Here is a 16,370-nt window from a genome sequence, read left to right as displayed (position 1 = left end):
GGAACCGACAGTCCAGGAGCGCACATGCCGTACATGCCGATCACCGAATCGATGTTCCTGCTGGCCGAATCGCGCGAGCATCCGATGCACGTCGGTGGTCTTCAGCTCTTCGAACCCGCTGAGGGAAGCTCTGCCGAAGAGCTCGGTGAGCTGATGTTCGAGACCTTGCAGGCGCAGACCGACGTCTACCGGCTCTTCCGGAAACGGCCCGCGTCACCCGTGGCGCTGATGGGTACGGTCCGGTGGACGTACGACAAGGAGATCGACCTCGAATACCACGTTCGCCGAACGGTTTTGCCGCGCCCGGGCCGAATCCGCGAACTCCTCAAGTACGTCTCGGCGAATCACGGCGCGCTCCTCGACCGTTACCGGCCGATGTGGGAGGTGCACCTGATCGAGGGCCTCGCCGATGGTCGGGTCGCGATGTACACCAAGATCCACCACTCGCTGGTGGACGGCGTGAGCGCGTTGAAGTTGCTCGAGAAGACACTCGACACCGACCCCGATGCACGGAACGGGCGCGCCCCCTGGGACCCAGCCCTGTTCGCGCGCAAACCCAAGGAGCCGTCGGACGATTCGGGTTCACAGCACGTGGTTGGGCAAGTACTCAGCGGTGGGGCCAAGGTGGCCGGTGAACTAGTAGGGCTGGCTCCCGCCGGTGCACGTCTGGGGCTTCGGGCGGTCCGCGACCGCAACCTGATCCTGCCGATGCAGGCGCCCCGCACGATGTTCAACGTGCCGATCGGTGGCGCACGGCGATTCGCGGCCGATCAATGGTCGGCGACCCGGTTGCGTGAGGTGGCGGCGGGCCTCGACATCACGATCAACGACGTGGTCATGGCGATGTGTGCCGGAGCGCTCAGGTCCTATTTGATCGACCAGAACGAGCTGCCCGAACAGCCGCTGATCGCGATGATGCCGGTGTCGATGCACGCCGCAGGCAGCGACACCTCTGAGGGCAACGCGGTCACCGCCATCTTGGCGAATCTCGCCACCGATCAACCTGATCCGGAACGCCGGTTGGCCACCCTCGTGGAGTCGACACGGTCGAGCAAGAACGTCATCCGCGACCTCAGTCCGCTGATGGCGTTGGGCTACGGCGCGGCGGTGATGGCGCCGTTGGCCTTTTCGACGGTGCCCGGATTCGTGCGGTACACCCCGCCACCGTTCAACATCATCATCTCCAATGTGCCGGGCCCGAAACAGGACCTGTACTGGAACGGTGCGCGGCTCGACGGCATCTACCCGGCCTCGATCGCCATGGATGGGCAGGCGTTGAACATCACCGTGGCGTCCAACGGCGACAACATCAATTTCGGTCTGACCGGTGCACGCGCGACGATCCCGAGTCTGCAGCGACTGCTGACCCATCTCGACACAGCCCTCGAGGAGCTCGAAAAACTCTGTGACATAGCCGGTTAATCGTGCGGCGGACCGTGCACCGGTCCGGCTCACGATGATTGCCGCTCGAGTCAGCGGGGTAAGCGGTTCGTCATGGACACCACGACCGATGGGCCCGACGCCTTCACCGAGTATCGGGGAACGCGGTCGCGGGAATGCCCCAAGCGCATGGTGTTCGGACCATGCGGTGGTGTGCGCGACGACGCCACGTGTGAGATGGGCGCCCACATCTGTCCGTTTGCCGTTCTGACCGAACCCATTCCGTGGCCACAGCCGTTGGTCAGTCCGGCGTCGCCGAGTGAGTTGATCAACGCCTCCCGTACCCGCCCGGTGGTGCTGTCCGACCTGTCGGTCCCGGCCTTCGACCGGGGCATCCTCGAACAGGTGGCATCCATTCTGGGTGAGAGCAGCGATGCCGTCCTCGTCGGAGAACACCAGAACCGCCCCGACTACCCGCCGACCGTGATGGCGCAGATCATCCGCGGCGTGGGTGGATGCCCGTGGGTGACGCTGACCTGTCGCGACCGCAACAGGGTGGTACTCGAGCAGGAACTGATGGGACTGGGCCAGGCCGGGGCCGACGGCGTCTTCTGCGTCACCGGTGACGGCCGGGCACAGGGTGTTCGACAAGATGTGACACAGGTTTTCGATCTGGACGGCACCCGGCTCGCGGCGCTGGCGGCACAGGCTGATCTTGCCGTTGGTGTGCCGGAGGCTCCCGAAGCTGTGCCCACCGACATCCGCCCGGCGCGTCTGCTCGAAAAGCAGAGGGCCGGCGCCCAGTTGGCGGTACTGAACCATGTCAGTACCCCGGAATCGCTGAGGGCATTCATGTCCGCGGCGAGGGCGCAGGGCGTCACGATGCCGGTCATCGCGGGCGTGGCCGTGTACACCGACGAACGGTCCGCTCAGGTGCTGGCGGCCTTTCCCGGTCTCCACCTCGACCACTCGCAGATCGCCAGAGTGCTTGCCGCTGACGACTCTGTCGAGGCGGGCATCGAGACCGCGGTCGACGAAGCTGCCGCGCTCCTCGACATCCCGGGTGTGGTGGGCGTCAACCTGTCGGGGTTGGCGTCGGCGGCCGGTGAGGTTCCGGCAGCAAAGGTCAAGGCAGAGATCGGACGGCGGCTTCGTGAGCGCCTGGACGATGGGGCACAGTCGGTGAAGGCGGCACAGTGGTAGTCGATGCAGAGGCGATGAAGGACGAGTTCGACACGGTTCCGTCGTGGACCGTTCGGGCCGTCGAGACACTTGGTCGCGAGTACGCCATACCCGCAGCATGCCGCGGTAGTGGCAGCCCCGACGCGCTTCGCTGGCTGGCTGGCAAGCTCGCTCTCGACGCTCAGACGAGCCTTGTTGATGTCGGGGCGGGCATGGGTGGGGCAGCCGAGTTCGTCGCACGGGAGTTCGGACCCGAGGTGGTGCTGGTCGAGCCGATGATGGGCGCGTGCCAGGCCGCGCAACGGTTGTTCGGCCGGTCCACCGTCGCGGCCGCCGGCGAGAATCTGCCATTTCCGTCCGGGGCATTCGACAAGGCGTGGTCGCTGGGAGTCGTCTGCACGAGCACCGATCAGCCCAAGATGTTGCGAGAGCTCCGACGCGTCGTCCGTGTCGACGGGAGAGTCGGTGTGCTCGTCTACATCAAGACCGTCGACGACCTTCCGAACCAGCCCGACGGCAACAACTTTCCGACTCGTCCGGGATTGGACCGGCTCGTGGAGGACGCCGGGATGCGCATCGTCGATCGCGCCGATCTGGCCGACTTCGCTGGGGCCCCCGACTGGTGGCAGCAGCGGGTCACCGAATGCGACGACCTCGTTGCCGAGCGACATCGCCACGACAGCCGCTGGGACAGCGCGTCCGAGCAGGAATCGATCATCACCGGTTTGATCCGGGACGAACTGGTGATCGGCACGATCCTGATCTTGGAACCGACCGAATCGGGGAAGTCGGCGGCTTCCGTTTAGTGTGTTGGGGTGTCTGAGGAGCTAGCACCACGCGTCGGGGTCGACCTGAAGACCCAATTGGTCCGGTTTGTGATCACCGGGGCCGGCTCAGGCGTCCTCGATTTCGGGCTCACCCTGTTGCTCCAGTACGGGTTCGGCATGCCGGAGTGGTTCGCGAAAGCCGTCGGCTTCATCTGCGGCACCACCACGGCGTACCTGATCAACCGTCGGTGGACCTTCGCCGCCGAGCCCAGCGCGCTCCGATTTGTCGCCGTCGCGGTCCTCTACCTGGTGACCTTCGTGGTTCAGGTCGGCATCTACACCGGGCTGTCGAGGGTGTGGGAAGAGACTTTTGTCTACAGCCTCGCTGCCTTCGTGATCGCTCAGGGCACCGCAACCGTCATCAACTTCGTGGTGCAACGAACGGTCATCTTCAAGATCCGCTGACCCCCGATTTTGGTGGGAAATGGTGAGGTCCACCTGGGCTTATGCCCGCCCGAACCCACCAAGATCGAGAAGCCGGGTCAGCCGTTGACCTTGCTGATCACCGAATCGGCGAACATGTTGAGGTTGTCGATCTTCTTCTGAAGCGGTTCGGTGTCGTCGCCGGTGATGTACGGGATCCGGAAGCCGACGATGACGTCGGTGATGCCCTTGTCCTCGAGACGTTTACAACCGTCGGGTGTGTAGGCGTCGTACGAGATGACGTGGATCTCGAAGGGGTCGTTCAGCTTCCCTTCGGCCTTGCGGATGTCGTGGATCTTGTCGAGGAGCGCGTCGAGTTCCTCGGGTGGGCCGCCGCCGTGCATCCAGCCGTCGCCGCGGATGACGGCGCGCTTGAGCGCCAGATCTGCGTGACCGCCGACGAGCAGTGGGATCGGTTTGGTGGGCGCCGGGTTCATCTTGATCTTCGGGATGTCGTAGAACTCCCCGTGGAACTCGAAGTACTCGCCGGTGCTGAGTCCGCGGATGATGTCCATGCACTCGTTCATCCGTTTGCCACGACGTTTGTAGTCCACGCCCATGATGTCGTAGTCCTCGGCCCAAGGGCTGGTGCCGACACCCAGAGAGAACCGGTTGTTCGTGAGGACGGCCACCGACATAGCCTGCTTCGCCACCAGCGCGGGAGGACGGATCGGCAGTTTCAACACAAACGGGTTGAATCGGATCTTCTCGGTGACCGCGCCCATGGCCGCAGCCATCACAAAGGTCTCGATGAAGGCCTTGCCCTCGAGGAACTCCCGACTGCCGTCCTCGGTGTACGGATACGTCGAGTCCGACTCCTCCGGGTAGGCGATGGAATCGGGGATGGTGAAACCCTCGTAACCGGCAGCCTCGGCCGCTTGAGCCAGCGGCAGGTAGTAGCTCGGATCTGTCATCGCCTCGGCGAATGTGAACCGCATGATCCTCCTAGATGTGTTCCCTGAGCCTGGTCGAGCCAGACCCGTCTCAGTTCAGTAGAACACGTTCTAGTTTGGCTTGGGAACGATTCGCAGCAGTCGGTTGCCGGTCGTACCGAGACAGCCCGGATCAGGGTCGCGTGAACCGTTCCCGACGGCCCAGCGACTGCAGACGCAGCCACTCCCGGAAGCCGGCCAGATCCCGTTGCTGCACAAGGAAATACCAGCCAAATCGGGCGTATTCCTGCACCAGCAGTTTGCGCATACCGGGCCGGCTCATCAGATAGCCGCGGTTGCGGTAGGTGAAGAATCGCTTGGTGTCGTTGTCGGGGTACTGGGTGTGCATACGCCCACCCATGATCGGCCGGAACTCGTCCGTGCCGTCCGGATGGAGATATGCCGTGGTGAGGCAGGTGCCGAAGTCCAGACCTGACCGCACCAGTCGGCGGTGCATCTCCACCTCGTCGCCGCGGACGAACAGGCGCAGGTCGGGGACCCCGACAGCTTCGATGGCTGATGCGGAGAACAGGGCGCCGTTCATCAATGAGGCGATGCCGGGCAGAAGGTCTGAGGTCTCGTCTCCGGCGAACAGCTCGGATCGCTTGCGACGCCACACCAGTCCACGTCGCAGTGGGAAGGCCAGCGTGTCGGGGTCGTTGATGTTGCACACCACCGGCGATACCTCGGAAAGCTGATGCGTGACAGCGCATTCGAGCAGCGTGCCGAGAACGTCGCTGCCTTCGGGCCTGCCGTCGTCGTCCGCGCACCACACCCAGTCGGCGCCCAGTGACAGTGCGTGCAGCATGCCGAGCGCAAATCCGCCGGCGCCGCCGAGATTGTGCTTCGACCCGATGTAGGTGGTGGGAATGCTCTGCGCGGCAACCAGTTCGGCGACTGCGGGTTCGTCGGCGTTGTCGACGACGATGAGGTGGTCGACGGGCCGGCTCTGGTTGGTCAGCACTTCGAGCGATTGCCGCAGCAGCTCGAGGCGACGGTGGGTGACCACCACGCCGATCACGCGGTCCGCAGCCTGCGCACCACCCGAGGGGACCGCGGGCTCAGCCATCCTTTTCGACCTCGGCCAGGACTTCACGCACGTGGCGTGCGGCCTCAGGCCCTTCGTAGGCGTGCACCACTTCCTCGATCCCGCCGTCCATCCGGATCGCGCCGTGGTCGATCCAGAGTGCGCGGTCGCAGAGTTGCGCGAGGAACTCGTTGGAGTGGCTCGCGAACACCAGGATGCCGGACCGTGCGACCAGCTCCTGCAGGCGGATACGTGCCTTTTTCATGAACTCCGCGTCGACGGCACCGATACCTTCGTCGAGGATGAGGATCTCGGGATCGATCGAGGTGACCACCCCGAGCGCCACGCGTACGCGCATACCGGTGGAGTATGTGCGCAGCGGCATCGACAGGTAGTCACCCAGTTCGGTGAACTCGGCGATGTCGTCCATCTTCCGGAGCATTTCGCGGCGGCTCATGCCGAGGAACATGCCCCGGATGACGATGTTCTCGTAGCCGGAGATCTCGGGATCCATGCCGACGCCGAGGTCGAACACGGGTGCCACCCGGCCTTTGATGCTGCATGCACCGCGAGTGGGTTCGTAGATCCCCGACAGCAGGCGGAGCAGGGTGGATTTGCCGGCTCCGTTGTGCCCGACGAGTCCGATGCGATCACCGTGTTCGAGGTGCAGATTGATCTGCTTGAGCGCCTCGACCACCACGACATTGGAGTCGTTGGCGCCGATCACACCTCCGGCGCGGCCGAGCACCGACTTCTTGATGGACCGGGTCTTGGCGTCGAAGATCGGGAAATCGACGCAGGCGTCCCAGGTATCGACTCGAACTGAACTCATGACCTCACACCCAATACGCAACGCGAGCACGGTAATTACGCAGCACCATCAACGCCACTGCCCAGCCGCCGATCGTGCAGACGATGACGATCAGCCAGTGGTAGAGCGCCACCGACTCGCCCAGCAGTGGACCGCGGGTGATCTCGAGGTAGTGGTACATCGGATTGATCTGCACCAGCTTGACGCGGCTGGAATCGGCCCCGACATTCTTCTCGAGATCGGTGGCACTCCAGATGATCGGCGTCATGAAGAACACCAGTTGCACTGCAGTGGCCAGTAATTGGCCGATGTCGCGGAACCGCGTGGACAGAATGCCGAACACTATGGACACCCACACGGCGTTGAGGACCAGCAGTGCGATGCCGGGGAGGACAAACACCACGGTCCAGTTCACCGGCTGCGGGAAGATGACCAGCAACACCGCATACAGCGGGATGTTGTGCGCAAAGATGATCAGCTGCCGCCAGGTGAGGCGGTACACGTGCACGCTCAGCGGAGCAGGGATCTGTTTGATCAGCCCCTCGTTGGTGGTGAAGAGCTCGGCACCTTCGAGGATCGATCCGGAGATGAAACCCCAGAAGATGAACCCGAGCATGACGTACGGCAGGAAGGTGTCGATCTCGTTGCCGAACAGCTGCGAGTAGAGAAGGCCCATGGCCACTGCCGTCACCGCTGTGGCGATGGTGATCCAGAGGGGGCCGAGGAGGGAGCGGCGGTATCTCTGCTTGATGTCCTGCCAGCCGAGAAGCAACCACAGCTCCGACTGGCGGAAGCCGGCTGCGAGGTCGCCGAATGCCCGGCGGAAGGACCGGGAATCGGACTCCGCTGAGGGCGGGCGCACCGGCTCGCGATCGACTGCTGTTGACACGAGAGACGAGCCTACCGTCAACGCCGACCCGCCTCGGACGCCGCAGTTGTCGATCTCGGCAAACCGGGCACCGCAGGCCTGCCGGCGGCAGGCGTCAGATCAGAGGTACTGACCGGTGCCTGCGACTCCGTGAGGCGGCCCACCGGGGCCACCCATCGGACCCGACGGCGGCAATTGCCCCTGACGCATCTGCTCGAGCTGAGCCCGCGCGGCCATCTGCTGGGCGAACAGCGCGGTCTGGATGCCGTGGAACAGTCCTTCGAGCCAGCCGACCAGCTGCGCCTGGGCGATCCGCAGTTCTGCGTCGGACGGCGTGTTGTCGTCGGTGAAGGGCAGGGCCAGCCGTTCGAGCTCTTCGCGCAGCTCAGGAGCCAGACCGTCTTCCAGCTCGCGGATCGACGACTGGTGGATCTCGCGCAGCCGAACCCGGCTGGCGTCGTCGAGAGGTGCTGCCCGCACTTCCTCGAGGAGTTGCTTGATCATCGTGCCGATCCGCATCACCTTCGCCGGCTGCTCGACCATGTCGGCGACGCCCTGCTGTTCGTCACCTTTACCCTGGTCGGAGTTCGCCGACGGCACCACAACGATGCCGTCGTCGCTGTCGGACGGGGGTCCCTGGTTGAAAATGTCTTCGGCCATGTCCCCATTGTCCAGATGTCCCGATCTCGTGTTCGCAGCAGGCCCACAACTCAGGTGGCAGCGTCGGAAGGACGGTCTATGGTGACTGCCATGGCTTATGACGTCGCACGCGTACGGGGATTGTTCCCGTCGCTTGGAGACGGATGGATCCATCTCGATCCCCAGGCCGGGATGCAGATCCCGGATTCGGTGGCGACCACGGTGTCCAAGGCGTTCCGTGGCCTGGTCTCCGAACCCGGCGGCATCTATCCCGCGGCGAAGAAGACGGCCGGCGTCATCGACGCGGCACGGCAGGCCGTCGCGGATCTGGTCAACGGCGATCCGCGGGGAGTGGTGCTCGGCCCGTCGCGTGGGCAGTTGCTCAGCGTTCTGGCCGAATGCCTGAACACGCGGGTGTGGCTCGGCTCGGAAGTGGTGGTGAGCCGCCTCGACGACGAGGCCAATGTGGTGCCGTGGCTGCGCGCTGCCGATCGGTTCGGCGCCAAGGTTCGCTGGGCTGAGGTGGACATCGAGAACGGCGATCTACCCGTCTGGCAATACGAAGGTTTGGTCAGTCGTTCCACGAGCGTGGTCGCCATGCCACTGGCGTCGTCGACGCTGGGCACGGTGGTCGACGTGGCGGCCGCGGCGGTCACCGTTCACGCGATCGACGGCCTGCTGGTGGTGGACGCCACCAGCGCAGCGCCGTACATGCCGCTGGACATCGAGGTGCTGGGCGCGGATGTACTGGTGGTCAGTGCGAAGCGCTGGGGCGGGCCGTCCACCGCAGCGCTGGTGTTCCGTGACCCGGAGATGCTCACCCGCGTGCGGTCGATGTCTCTGAACCCGGATGCACAGGGCCCGGAGCGGCTCGAGGTCGACGGGCATCAACACGCGTTGCTCGCCGGCCTGGTTGCTTCGATCGAACATCTTGCGGCCCTTGATGAATCGGCCACCGGACCCCGGCGCGAGCGGCTGGTCCAGTCGATGACGGGTCTGGCGGAGTACTCGCAACGATTGCTGCGCTACCTACTCAACTCGCTGCGGCAGCTGAACTTCGTGAACGTCATCGGCGATGCGCCGGTACAGATTCCGGCGGTCAGCTTCACGGTCTCGGGGGTCACCGCGGACAAGGTGGTCCGGAGGCTGGCCGACAACGGCATCAGCGCGCTGGCCGATGTGAACAGTCGAGTGTTGTCCGGGATCGGGGTCAGCGATGTGGGCGGTGCCGTCACCATCGGGCTCGGGCCGTACACAACGCCGTACGAGGTCGACCAGCTCGTTCGTACCCTCGGTTCGCTCGGCTGACGCCACCACAATCGTCCCGCTGAGGCGCCCCCGAGGGCATAATTCCCTCGGTGCCCGCCCAACGGGCCGATCTTGGTGGGGAACCCGGGATCAGACGGTGAGCAACACCTTGCCGGTGACTTTCCCTGATTCGAGCAAGGCGTGTGCCTCGCCCGCCTTGTCCAGCGAAAATGTTGCTCCGACAACCGGTTTGACGCGGCCATCGGCGATCATCGGCCAGGTGGTCGCGATGGTGTCGGCAACGATCGCCGCTTTGTCCGACTGCTCTCGACCACGCAAGGCCGTCGCATGGATGGTGCCGCGCTTGGACAGCAGTGCGCCCAGGTTCAGTTCGGCCTTGACGCCGCCCTGCATGCCGATCACCACCAGCCGTCCGTCTGCGGCCAACGCAGATACGTTGCGGCTCAGGTACTTCGCCCCGATGATGTCGAGGATGACGTCGGCGCCGCCGTGTGCCTTGAGCACCTCGACGAAGTCGTCGTCGTGGTAGTTGATGGTGATGTCGGCGCCGAGATCGCGGCACAGCTCCAGCTTCTCGGTTGAGCCGGCGGTCACGGCGACCGTTGCTCCCAGAGCTTTTGCCCACTGGATGCCGTGGGTGCCGATGCCGCTTGCCCCGCCGTGGAGCAACAGCAATTCACCTCGTTGGAGATGAGCGGTTCGTTTGAGGTTGGACAGCACCGTGCAGGCCACCTCGGGGAGGGCGGCGGCCTCGATCAGGTCGACCGAGTCGGGTACGGGCAGCAAGTGCTCGGCGGCCACGGTCACGTATTCGGCGTAACCGCCGCCGGCGATCAAGGCGCACACCTGTTGTCCGTTCTCCCATCCCGTGACCTCGGTGCCGACTTCGGCGACGGTCCCCGAGACCTCCATTCCGATGATGTCGCTCGCGCCCGGTGGCGGCGGGTAGTTTCCCTGGCGTTGCAGCAGGTCGGCGCGGTTCACGCCGGCGGCTGCCACTTTCACCAGTACCTCACCTGCGGCGGGGGACGGTCGTTCGACGTCGGTGATCACCAGGTTCTCCGGCGGTCCGAACTCGGTGACGGTCGCTGCGCGCATGTTGCTCATGTCTCAACCAATACCCCAGTCCTGCCGTCGAAGTGCGGAACCGGAAGGCCGGCTGGTGCGTCACTTCTATGGTGACCGCGTCTTGACGAGCGAAAAAGTTCGGCGGATCACCGTATTGGTGCGGGGTAACCTGTGCTTCACATTGCTGATCGGTGACCTGGAATGGACCATGACAGAGGACGATGTGCCGTGGCTTGACGAGGCCGAGCAGATGGCGTGGCGTTCGTTCATGGACGGCACCCAACGTCTGTTCGACGCCATCAACGATGCCCTGGTCACCGCGTCGGGTCTCACCTTTGCCGACTACCGCATCCTGGTCCTTCTGTCCGAACACGACCACATGCGGATGAGTGACCTCGCAGACGGCGCGCTTGCCACCAAGAGCACCATCTCCCGCCGGGTGGACAGGCTGGTGGAGGCCGGATTCATCGAGCGGATGGCCAAAGACCAGGACCGGGACCTGCGCAACCGGGAATGCCGCATCACCGACCTGGGTCGCGAGAAGTTGCACGTGGCGGCCAAGGGTCATGTGCTCGCGGTGCGCACCTACCTGCTCGACCACCTCGACGACCACGAGCGTGACGCGATGGCCACCACCTTCGCGAAGGTCGATACCTGGCTCCGTGAGAACGAACGATTCCGCGTCAAGTAGGCTCACTGACCGAAGGAAGCGTGGCAGAGCGGCCGAATGCACTCGCCTTGAAAGCGAGCGTGGGTAAAACCACCGGGGGTTCAAATCCCTCCGCTTCCGCTGAACGTCAGGGCGGTTTCAATGAACCGCCTCTGACACCGAGGTTCCTCCTCTTATCCGGATCACCTCGCTCCACACCCTGCTGAAAAACCGCACCCCCGGAAATGGGTCGTTGTGGCGGAGCCCACCTGGGCTTTCGTTCGCCACAACGACCCATTTCCGGAGGGCGGGCTCGTCACCGCCTCGGTTTACGTGGGCCCTTCGCGGGGGTCTTTCCGGCGGCTTCTCTGGAAGCGCGCTTGGCAGCGGCCTTCTCTTTGGCCGACCGTTTCGGGGCAGGTTCGGACTGACTCCGCGACGACGTCGCCTTACGTCCGCGCACGATGCCGATGAACTCCTCGGCGAGCTCAGATGTGGGTGCCGGCCACAGTAGGCCCACCGATCCGGTTGGCGCGTCGGTCACCGGGCGATAGGCAAGGTCTTTGCGATGGTGCAGCCGGGCCAGCGACTGCGGGATCAGCAAGAGTCCGGTGCCCGCCGCGACGAGTTCGATTGCGTCGCTGGTGGTTTGCGGTCGATGTTCCACTGCCGTTCCCGGCCGTTGCCCGACCACCAGCGGTTCGTCGAGCGGCCACAGGAGTTGTTCATCCGCCAGATCGGCAACGCCGATCTCATCGACCGCGGTGAAGACGTGGTCGTTCGGCACGACCACGACCGTCGCCTCCTCGTAGAGTTCGATGGTGTGGTGCGGCCCCGGGTCGCGGTGATCCAGGGCATCGGGCAGTCGGGTGATCGCCATCTGTACCCGGCCGTCGCGGATGGCATCGGCGCATGCGGCGACGTCGATCGAAACGAGTTCGAGCCGCACCTTCGGAAGGCGTTCACTCCAGATCCGTACCCACTTGCCTGGTGTTACGCCGGGCACAAAGGCCAGCTGAAATGACGAGGCATGGTCAGGCGCGGTCACGCCCACAGGCTACCGGCCGATAGTCTCGGTTCATGAGTTCGCAGTCGATGAAGCCGGCCACCGCCGCCAAGAAGTTGGACGTGTACCTGCCGGCGACGCCGGCCGAGTTCCAGCAGGGCGCCATCACCCGTGCCGAACTCGAAGCCCTGCAGGCTGACCCGCCGAGTTGGCTTCGTGATCTGCGTATCAAGGGACCCCACCCGAAGAACCTGGTGGCGATGAAACTCGGCGTTTCGAAGGGCGCGCTGGTGCGCCATGAGATCACCGAGGCACTGACCACCGAGCAGATCAACGAACTCCTGTCCGAGATGCCCGATTGGCTCGAAGCCGAGCGCGCCACGCAGGTCGAGGTTCGCGCCGAAGCGGCCGCACCAAAGTCGACGCCTCCTGCCGACCGGCCACGTTCACGCAAGCGGCGATAAACACCCGAATTGAGGGCCACACCTGACCGTTCGATGACACTCGACAGCGCCTTGGGCAGAGTGATTGCGGCCCAACGGAACACGCGGGTGCCCTGCATGGCGACGACCATGCGCCCGACCGGGTCGGTCTCCGAGTCTTTCGACTGGAACTCCTCGGCGCGGTCCATGTACTCGGGGATGTCGTAGTTCTGGGAGATCGCATCGCTGTTCTCACCGTCGCTGCCCCACACGGTGGGGGAGATGCCGTTGTCCTCGCTCGGTCCGACGACCACGGCGCCGGCCCCGTCGCCGAAGATGAAAGCGGTGTTGCATCGTGTCTGTTGGACGATTTGGTTTTCGTCACACGAACCGGTCCGTTGAGTGCTTTGCTTGACGCGTGAAACATGTCTATCGCGGTCAAATCTTCCATGTCGCCGGTTCGGCGAAGGTCACCACGGCTGAGGAAGCGCTGGTCTTCGTCGCCGACGGGGCATTGGTGGTGGACAGCGAGGGCAGCATCGAGTGGTGCGGCGAGTTCGCCGACCTACCCACCGAGCACGAGCACGCCGCGATCGTCGACTACCGGCCCGGTTTCATCTTGCCGGGGTTCGTCGACACCCATATCCACTTCCCGCAGACCTACGCCGGTGACTCTTACGGCGGCGGACAACTTCTCGAATGGCTCGAGAGGTGCATCTTCCCCTCCGAATCCAAGTTCGGCGACCGTGACTTCGGGCGGGCCGCGGCAGTGGAGTTCACCAATCAGCGGGTGCGGGCGGGTACCACCGCGGCGATGGTGTTCGGCTCGGCATTTCCTGACGCGCAGGATGCGCTGTTCGAGGAGACACAGCGTCGTGGACTGCGGGTTGTCAGTGGTCGCGGCATCCAGACACGAGGACCCGACTCGGCCGGCCCGCTGATCACCAGCGAGGAGAAGGCCATCGAATTGACCGCTGCGGAGGTGGACAAGTGGCACGCCGCCGACACCGGAGACGTCGCGACTGCGCTGCTGCATGTGGCACTGGTGCCGCGGTTCTCGCTGTCGGTGACCCCGACGACGATGGCAGCCCTCGGTGAGCTCTACACCGATCTACGGTCGAAGGGCGTCTACGTCCACACCCACCTCAACGAGAACAACCGTCCTGGCACCGGCGAGGTGGACGCCACCAAGGCCGACTACCAGGTGAACTCGTACCTCGACACCTACGACGGCAAGTTCCTGCCCGGCTCGAAGGTCGGTGGCGAATCGCTGCTCGGACCGCGGACCATCATGGCCCACTCGGTGCACTGTCAAGACGGTGAGCTCGCCCGGATGGCCGAGACCGGCACCTCGATCTCCCATTGCCCGGTGTCCCAGTTGTTCCTGGGGTCGGGCACGATGCCATGGCTGCGGACAGTGGAATCAGGCGTCAACATCTCACTCGGCACCGACCACGGTGGCGGTGACGAATGGCTGATCTCGCGAGTTGCCAACGACGCCTTCAAGGTTCACATCACCGAGCCCGGTGACGCCGGCGTGTCCATGCATCCGGCCGAGATGTTGTTCGTCGCGACCCTCGGCGGCGCCCGCGCACTGGACATGGAGAATCGGTTCGGCAACTTCGACACCGGCAAAGAGGCCGACTTCCTCGTGATCGATCCCGAGCGTTGGCCGTCGCTGGCCAACGCCATCGACAACGGTGCCCGCGCCGATGACGAGAAGATGGCACGCGACCAGATGCTGTTCGCTTTGCTGATGCAGCTCCGTGAGCCGGCGATCAGCGCCGTCTACGTCAAGGGCCGCAAGATCGACGACGTCTGACTCGGTGTTGTGACCGAAAGATCGACTGAGGCAACGGTACTCGTTCCGTTCCACGATGTGCCGGATGCCCAGTTCGAGCCTTGGTTCGAGGAGCTTACTGCCCGTATCGCATCGGCGCCCGGTCATCTGCACACCTTGTCGGCGGAACCCGCGCAGCGGGCAGTGGCCCTCACGTTCGACAACGAGGAGTCGTTGCACCGCTGGCTGGATTCGGCAGAGTGGGCCCACGCGTTGAAGACGGCCGCCGAGAACGGTATCCGGCGGGAGTTCAGCGACCTCGTGATCGTCGAAAGCCAGGTGCCACCGACCGGAGTGGCATTGTTCCGTCACAAGGTCGACAAAGAAAACGTCGCCGGGTTCATCGACGCCCAGCGCACCCTGATGGACCTGAACACCGCCGCACCTGGCTATGAGTTCGCAATCTTGTTCGGCCCCAGGGCGCTTGCTGACGGTACCGATGAATGGAGCGCTGTTCTCAAGTTCCGCAACGACGAGTCACTCGCGGCCTGGGTTGACTCACCCGACCGTGCCGATGCCTTGACTCAGCTGAGGTCGCATCTTTCTGAGGAGTACTCGGCGTCGTTCGAACACAACACCTTCGGATCCATCATGCGGGTCACCGACGGAAAGCCCACCGTCACGCCCGAATGGAAGGTCGCGATGATGGTGCTGCTGGTGCTCTATCCGACGGTGATGACCCTTTCCCGTTTTGTCGGACCGGTGCTGGACGGTTGGGGCGCCGACCCCTGGCTGTCGATGTGGCTCAGCCAGATCCTGTCGGTGTCGCTGCTGACCTATGCGCTGATGCCACTGGCCACCTGGGCGTTCAGTTTCTGGCTCGATCCAGCCCGGGGCTCGACGGTGAAAGTCTCCGTCATCGGTGCGGTCGCCGTGTGCGTGCTCTACGCGCTGACGCTCGCCGTGTTCGCTTCCGTGCGGTGGCTGCAGTTCTGGGATTACGCCTGAGCGTCCCGTCGGCAACAAAGACCCCAAGGTCCTGCACTCCACGCGGTCAGGTCTGAGCTTTTGCGATATCGACCGATGCTCTGAGGATCGTTGCCGAACGACTTCCGGACTGCAGCGGCGATACGTCATCGTCTCCTGCGACGAGTTCTGGACTGTGGAGTCGATAGTGTCGGCCGCGGTGCTCGACCCGTGCCTGGCCGGCTTCGAGAACGTTTTGTACCCAGTCCGATTGCACCCCGTAGTTGAGCACGACCGACACGGACTGACCGGATTTGAACACCATCACCGGCGTCTTGAACGTTCGGCCACTCCGGCGGCCGATGTGTTCTATCACGGCCACATGGGGAACGCGTCCGGCCCACAGCCGCACAGCGTGGTTGGTGACATGCTTGTTGAACTGCGCCAACGCCCGCATGCCGGACGTGCCGATCGCCGACGCCAAACTTGCTGCGAATCCCGCCAATTCAGCTGTTGCATTCAAGTAAGGCCCCCCCGGATGAATACCCGCTTTGTCAGGAACACGGTAGGACGATCGCGCGGGAAGCACATCGGGGAGAACCCTGAACCCCGGCCATGGTTCCGATTGCGCGGTGCTATTCGTCGGAGCCCGCGGTTGCGAGCGCCTGGGCGAACATGACAAGAATGCCGCTCGGCCCTCGCAAGTAGGTGAGCTTGTAGATCCCCTGATAGTTGGCGACACCGCGGAGTGGATGGTGGCCGTGCCGCGCGGCGATCGCGAGGGCGTCGTCGATGTCGCCGACGGAGAAGGCGATGCGGTGCATACCGATCTCGTTGGGAAGCGTGGGTGACGTATCGATCGCCTCGGGGTGGATGTACTCGAACAGTTCGATCTGCCCGTGTCCGTCCGGAGTCTGTAGAACGGCGATCTTCGCGTGATTACCGTCGAGGCCGACAGCGGTGTCGGCCCACTCACCGCTGACCGTGTCGCGGCCGAGCACCGTGAGGCCCAGATCAGAGAAGAAGCTGATCGTGGCCTCGATGTCGCGTACGGCGATGCCGACGTTCTCCAGCTTGATGGTCATCGGGGTCTCCCTCTTGTTGGTTGGCGGTACCGGCGG

General features: G+C 64.3%; 18 protein-coding genes, 1 tRNA gene and 1 pseudogene. 10 read left to right on the top strand and 10 right to left on the bottom strand.

Going from position 1 to position 16,370, the window contains the following annotated elements; translation table 11 throughout:
* Nucleotides 1–24 precede the first annotated feature (24 nt).
* The 4 genes from KXR83_RS24750 to KXR83_RS24735 all read left to right on the top strand — a co-directional run bounded on the left by KXR83_RS24750 (nt 25) and on the right by KXR83_RS24735 (nt 3,794).
* The gene (locus KXR83_RS24750) at nt 25–1,422 is read left to right on the top strand and encodes a WS/DGAT/MGAT family O-acyltransferase (protein WP_437427095.1); all 1,398 of its coding nucleotides are present in this window, start codon (nt 25–27) and stop codon (nt 1,420–1,422) included.
* Between the two features lie 72 nt (nt 1,423–1,494).
* A complete protein-coding gene (locus KXR83_RS24745) occupies nt 1,495–2,583 on the top strand; it encodes a methylenetetrahydrofolate reductase (RefSeq protein ID WP_437427094.1) in 1,089 nt (362 codons plus the stop codon).
* On the top strand, nt 2,577–3,368 hold the full coding sequence (locus KXR83_RS24740) for a class I SAM-dependent methyltransferase (RefSeq protein WP_437427093.1): 792 nt from the start codon (nt 2,577–2,579) through the stop codon (nt 3,366–3,368). Before KXR83_RS24745 ends, KXR83_RS24740 begins: the two co-directional genes overlap by 7 nt.
* Before the next feature lie 9 nt (nt 3,369–3,377).
* The gene (locus KXR83_RS24735; protein ID WP_099383022.1) at nt 3,378–3,794 is read left to right on the top strand and encodes a GtrA family protein; all 417 of its coding nucleotides are present in this window, start codon (nt 3,378–3,380) and stop codon (nt 3,792–3,794) included.
* Nucleotides 3,795–3,871: 77 nt separating this feature from the next.
* Here the strand turns inward: KXR83_RS24735 and KXR83_RS24730 are convergent, their stop codons facing one another.
* From KXR83_RS24730 to KXR83_RS24710, 5 genes are all read right to left on the bottom strand, one after another.
* The gene (locus tag KXR83_RS24730; RefSeq protein ID WP_062794764.1) at nt 3,872–4,750 is read right to left on the bottom strand and encodes an LLM class flavin-dependent oxidoreductase; all 879 of its coding nucleotides are present in this window, start codon (nt 4,748–4,750) and stop codon (nt 3,872–3,874) included.
* A 127-nt stretch (nt 4,751–4,877) separates the two neighbouring features.
* Nucleotides 4,878–5,813, bottom strand: coding sequence for a galactofuranosyltransferase GlfT1 (glfT1, locus tag KXR83_RS24725; protein WP_437427092.1), 936 nt, complete (start codon nt 5,811–5,813; stop codon nt 4,878–4,880).
* Nucleotides 5,806–6,603, bottom strand: a complete 798-nt coding sequence (gene wzt / locus KXR83_RS24720) for a galactan export ABC transporter ATP-binding subunit Wzt/RfbE (protein WP_031331294.1) — start codon at nt 6,601–6,603, stop codon at nt 5,806–5,808. Before wzt ends, glfT1 begins: the two co-directional genes overlap by 8 nt.
* A gap of 4 nt (nt 6,604–6,607) precedes the next feature.
* Nucleotides 6,608–7,471, bottom strand: a complete 864-nt coding sequence (wzm, locus tag KXR83_RS24715; protein WP_437427091.1) for a galactan export ABC transporter permease subunit Wzm/RfbD — start codon at nt 7,469–7,471, stop codon at nt 6,608–6,610.
* 99 nt (nt 7,472–7,570) lie between these two features.
* The gene (locus tag KXR83_RS24710) at nt 7,571–8,110 is read right to left on the bottom strand and encodes a bacterial proteasome activator family protein (RefSeq protein ID WP_023954800.1); all 540 of its coding nucleotides are present in this window, start codon (nt 8,108–8,110) and stop codon (nt 7,571–7,573) included.
* Between the two features lie 90 nt (nt 8,111–8,200).
* Here KXR83_RS24710 and KXR83_RS24705 point away from each other — a divergent pair, with 90 nt between their 5' ends.
* The gene (locus KXR83_RS24705; protein ID WP_437427090.1) at nt 8,201–9,397 is read left to right on the top strand and encodes a cysteine desulfurase-like protein; all 1,197 of its coding nucleotides are present in this window, start codon (nt 8,201–8,203) and stop codon (nt 9,395–9,397) included.
* A 90-nt stretch (nt 9,398–9,487) separates the two neighbouring features.
* On the opposite strand, the gene KXR83_RS24700 is transcribed toward KXR83_RS24705, so the two are convergent.
* Nucleotides 9,488–10,456, bottom strand: coding sequence for an NAD(P)H-quinone oxidoreductase (locus KXR83_RS24700; RefSeq protein WP_437427109.1), 969 nt, complete (start codon nt 10,454–10,456; stop codon nt 9,488–9,490).
* Between the two features lie 91 nt (nt 10,457–10,547).
* On the opposite strand from KXR83_RS24700, the gene KXR83_RS24695 reads away from it, so the two are divergent.
* Together KXR83_RS24695 and KXR83_RS24690 are read left to right on the top strand one after the other, a co-directional pair.
* Nucleotides 10,548–11,117: a MarR family winged helix-turn-helix transcriptional regulator gene (locus tag KXR83_RS24695; RefSeq protein ID WP_437427089.1), complete on the top strand. Its 570-nt coding sequence runs from the start codon at nt 10,548–10,550 to the stop codon at nt 11,115–11,117.
* 14 nt (nt 11,118–11,131) lie between these two features.
* A tRNA-Ser gene (locus KXR83_RS24690) sits at nt 11,132–11,216 on the top strand.
* Between the two features lie 175 nt (nt 11,217–11,391).
* Here KXR83_RS24690 and KXR83_RS24685 read toward each other — a convergent pair.
* Complete coding sequence (locus KXR83_RS24685; RefSeq protein WP_437427088.1) at nt 11,392–12,129, bottom strand: LysR family transcriptional regulator substrate-binding protein; 738 nt, start codon at nt 12,127–12,129, stop codon at nt 11,392–11,394.
* Between the two features lie 41 nt (nt 12,130–12,170).
* Here KXR83_RS24685 and KXR83_RS24680 point away from each other — a divergent pair, with 41 nt between their 5' ends.
* Nucleotides 12,171–12,545, top strand: a complete 375-nt coding sequence (locus tag KXR83_RS24680; protein ID WP_099383369.1) for a DUF5997 family protein — start codon at nt 12,171–12,173, stop codon at nt 12,543–12,545.
* A gap of 11 nt (nt 12,546–12,556) precedes the next feature.
* Here KXR83_RS24680 and KXR83_RS24675 read toward each other — a convergent pair.
* Nucleotides 12,557–12,874, bottom strand: a pseudogene (locus KXR83_RS24675) (3-oxoacyl-ACP synthase); the annotation flags it as partial.
* 47 nt (nt 12,875–12,921) lie between these two features.
* Here KXR83_RS24675 and KXR83_RS24670 point away from each other — a divergent pair.
* Nucleotides 12,922–14,325 (top strand): guanine deaminase, encoded by a 1,404-nt coding sequence (locus KXR83_RS24670; RefSeq protein WP_437427087.1) that lies wholly within the window; start codon nt 12,922–12,924, stop codon nt 14,323–14,325.
* A gap of 9 nt (nt 14,326–14,334) precedes the next feature.
* The gene (locus tag KXR83_RS24665; protein ID WP_437427086.1) at nt 14,335–15,291 is read left to right on the top strand and encodes an antibiotic biosynthesis monooxygenase; all 957 of its coding nucleotides are present in this window, start codon (nt 14,335–14,337) and stop codon (nt 15,289–15,291) included.
* 46 nt (nt 15,292–15,337) lie between these two features.
* Here the strand turns inward: KXR83_RS24665 and KXR83_RS24660 are convergent, their stop codons facing one another.
* On the bottom strand, nt 15,338–15,772 hold the full coding sequence (locus tag KXR83_RS24660) for a nitroreductase family deazaflavin-dependent oxidoreductase (protein ID WP_437427085.1): 435 nt from the start codon (nt 15,770–15,772) through the stop codon (nt 15,338–15,340).
* A 112-nt stretch (nt 15,773–15,884) separates the two neighbouring features.
* Complete coding sequence (locus KXR83_RS24655; protein ID WP_437427084.1) at nt 15,885–16,334, bottom strand: VOC family protein; 450 nt, start codon at nt 16,332–16,334, stop codon at nt 15,885–15,887.
* Nucleotides 16,335–16,370: the final 36 nt, after the last annotated feature.

Source organism: Williamsia muralis, from assembly GCF_051487485.1.
Taxonomy (GTDB): domain Bacteria; phylum Actinomycetota; class Actinomycetes; order Mycobacteriales; family Mycobacteriaceae; genus Williamsia; species Williamsia muralis_B.
The sequence above is the reverse complement of the archived record's forward strand: the minus strand, read 5'-3'. Positions and strand labels throughout refer to the sequence as shown.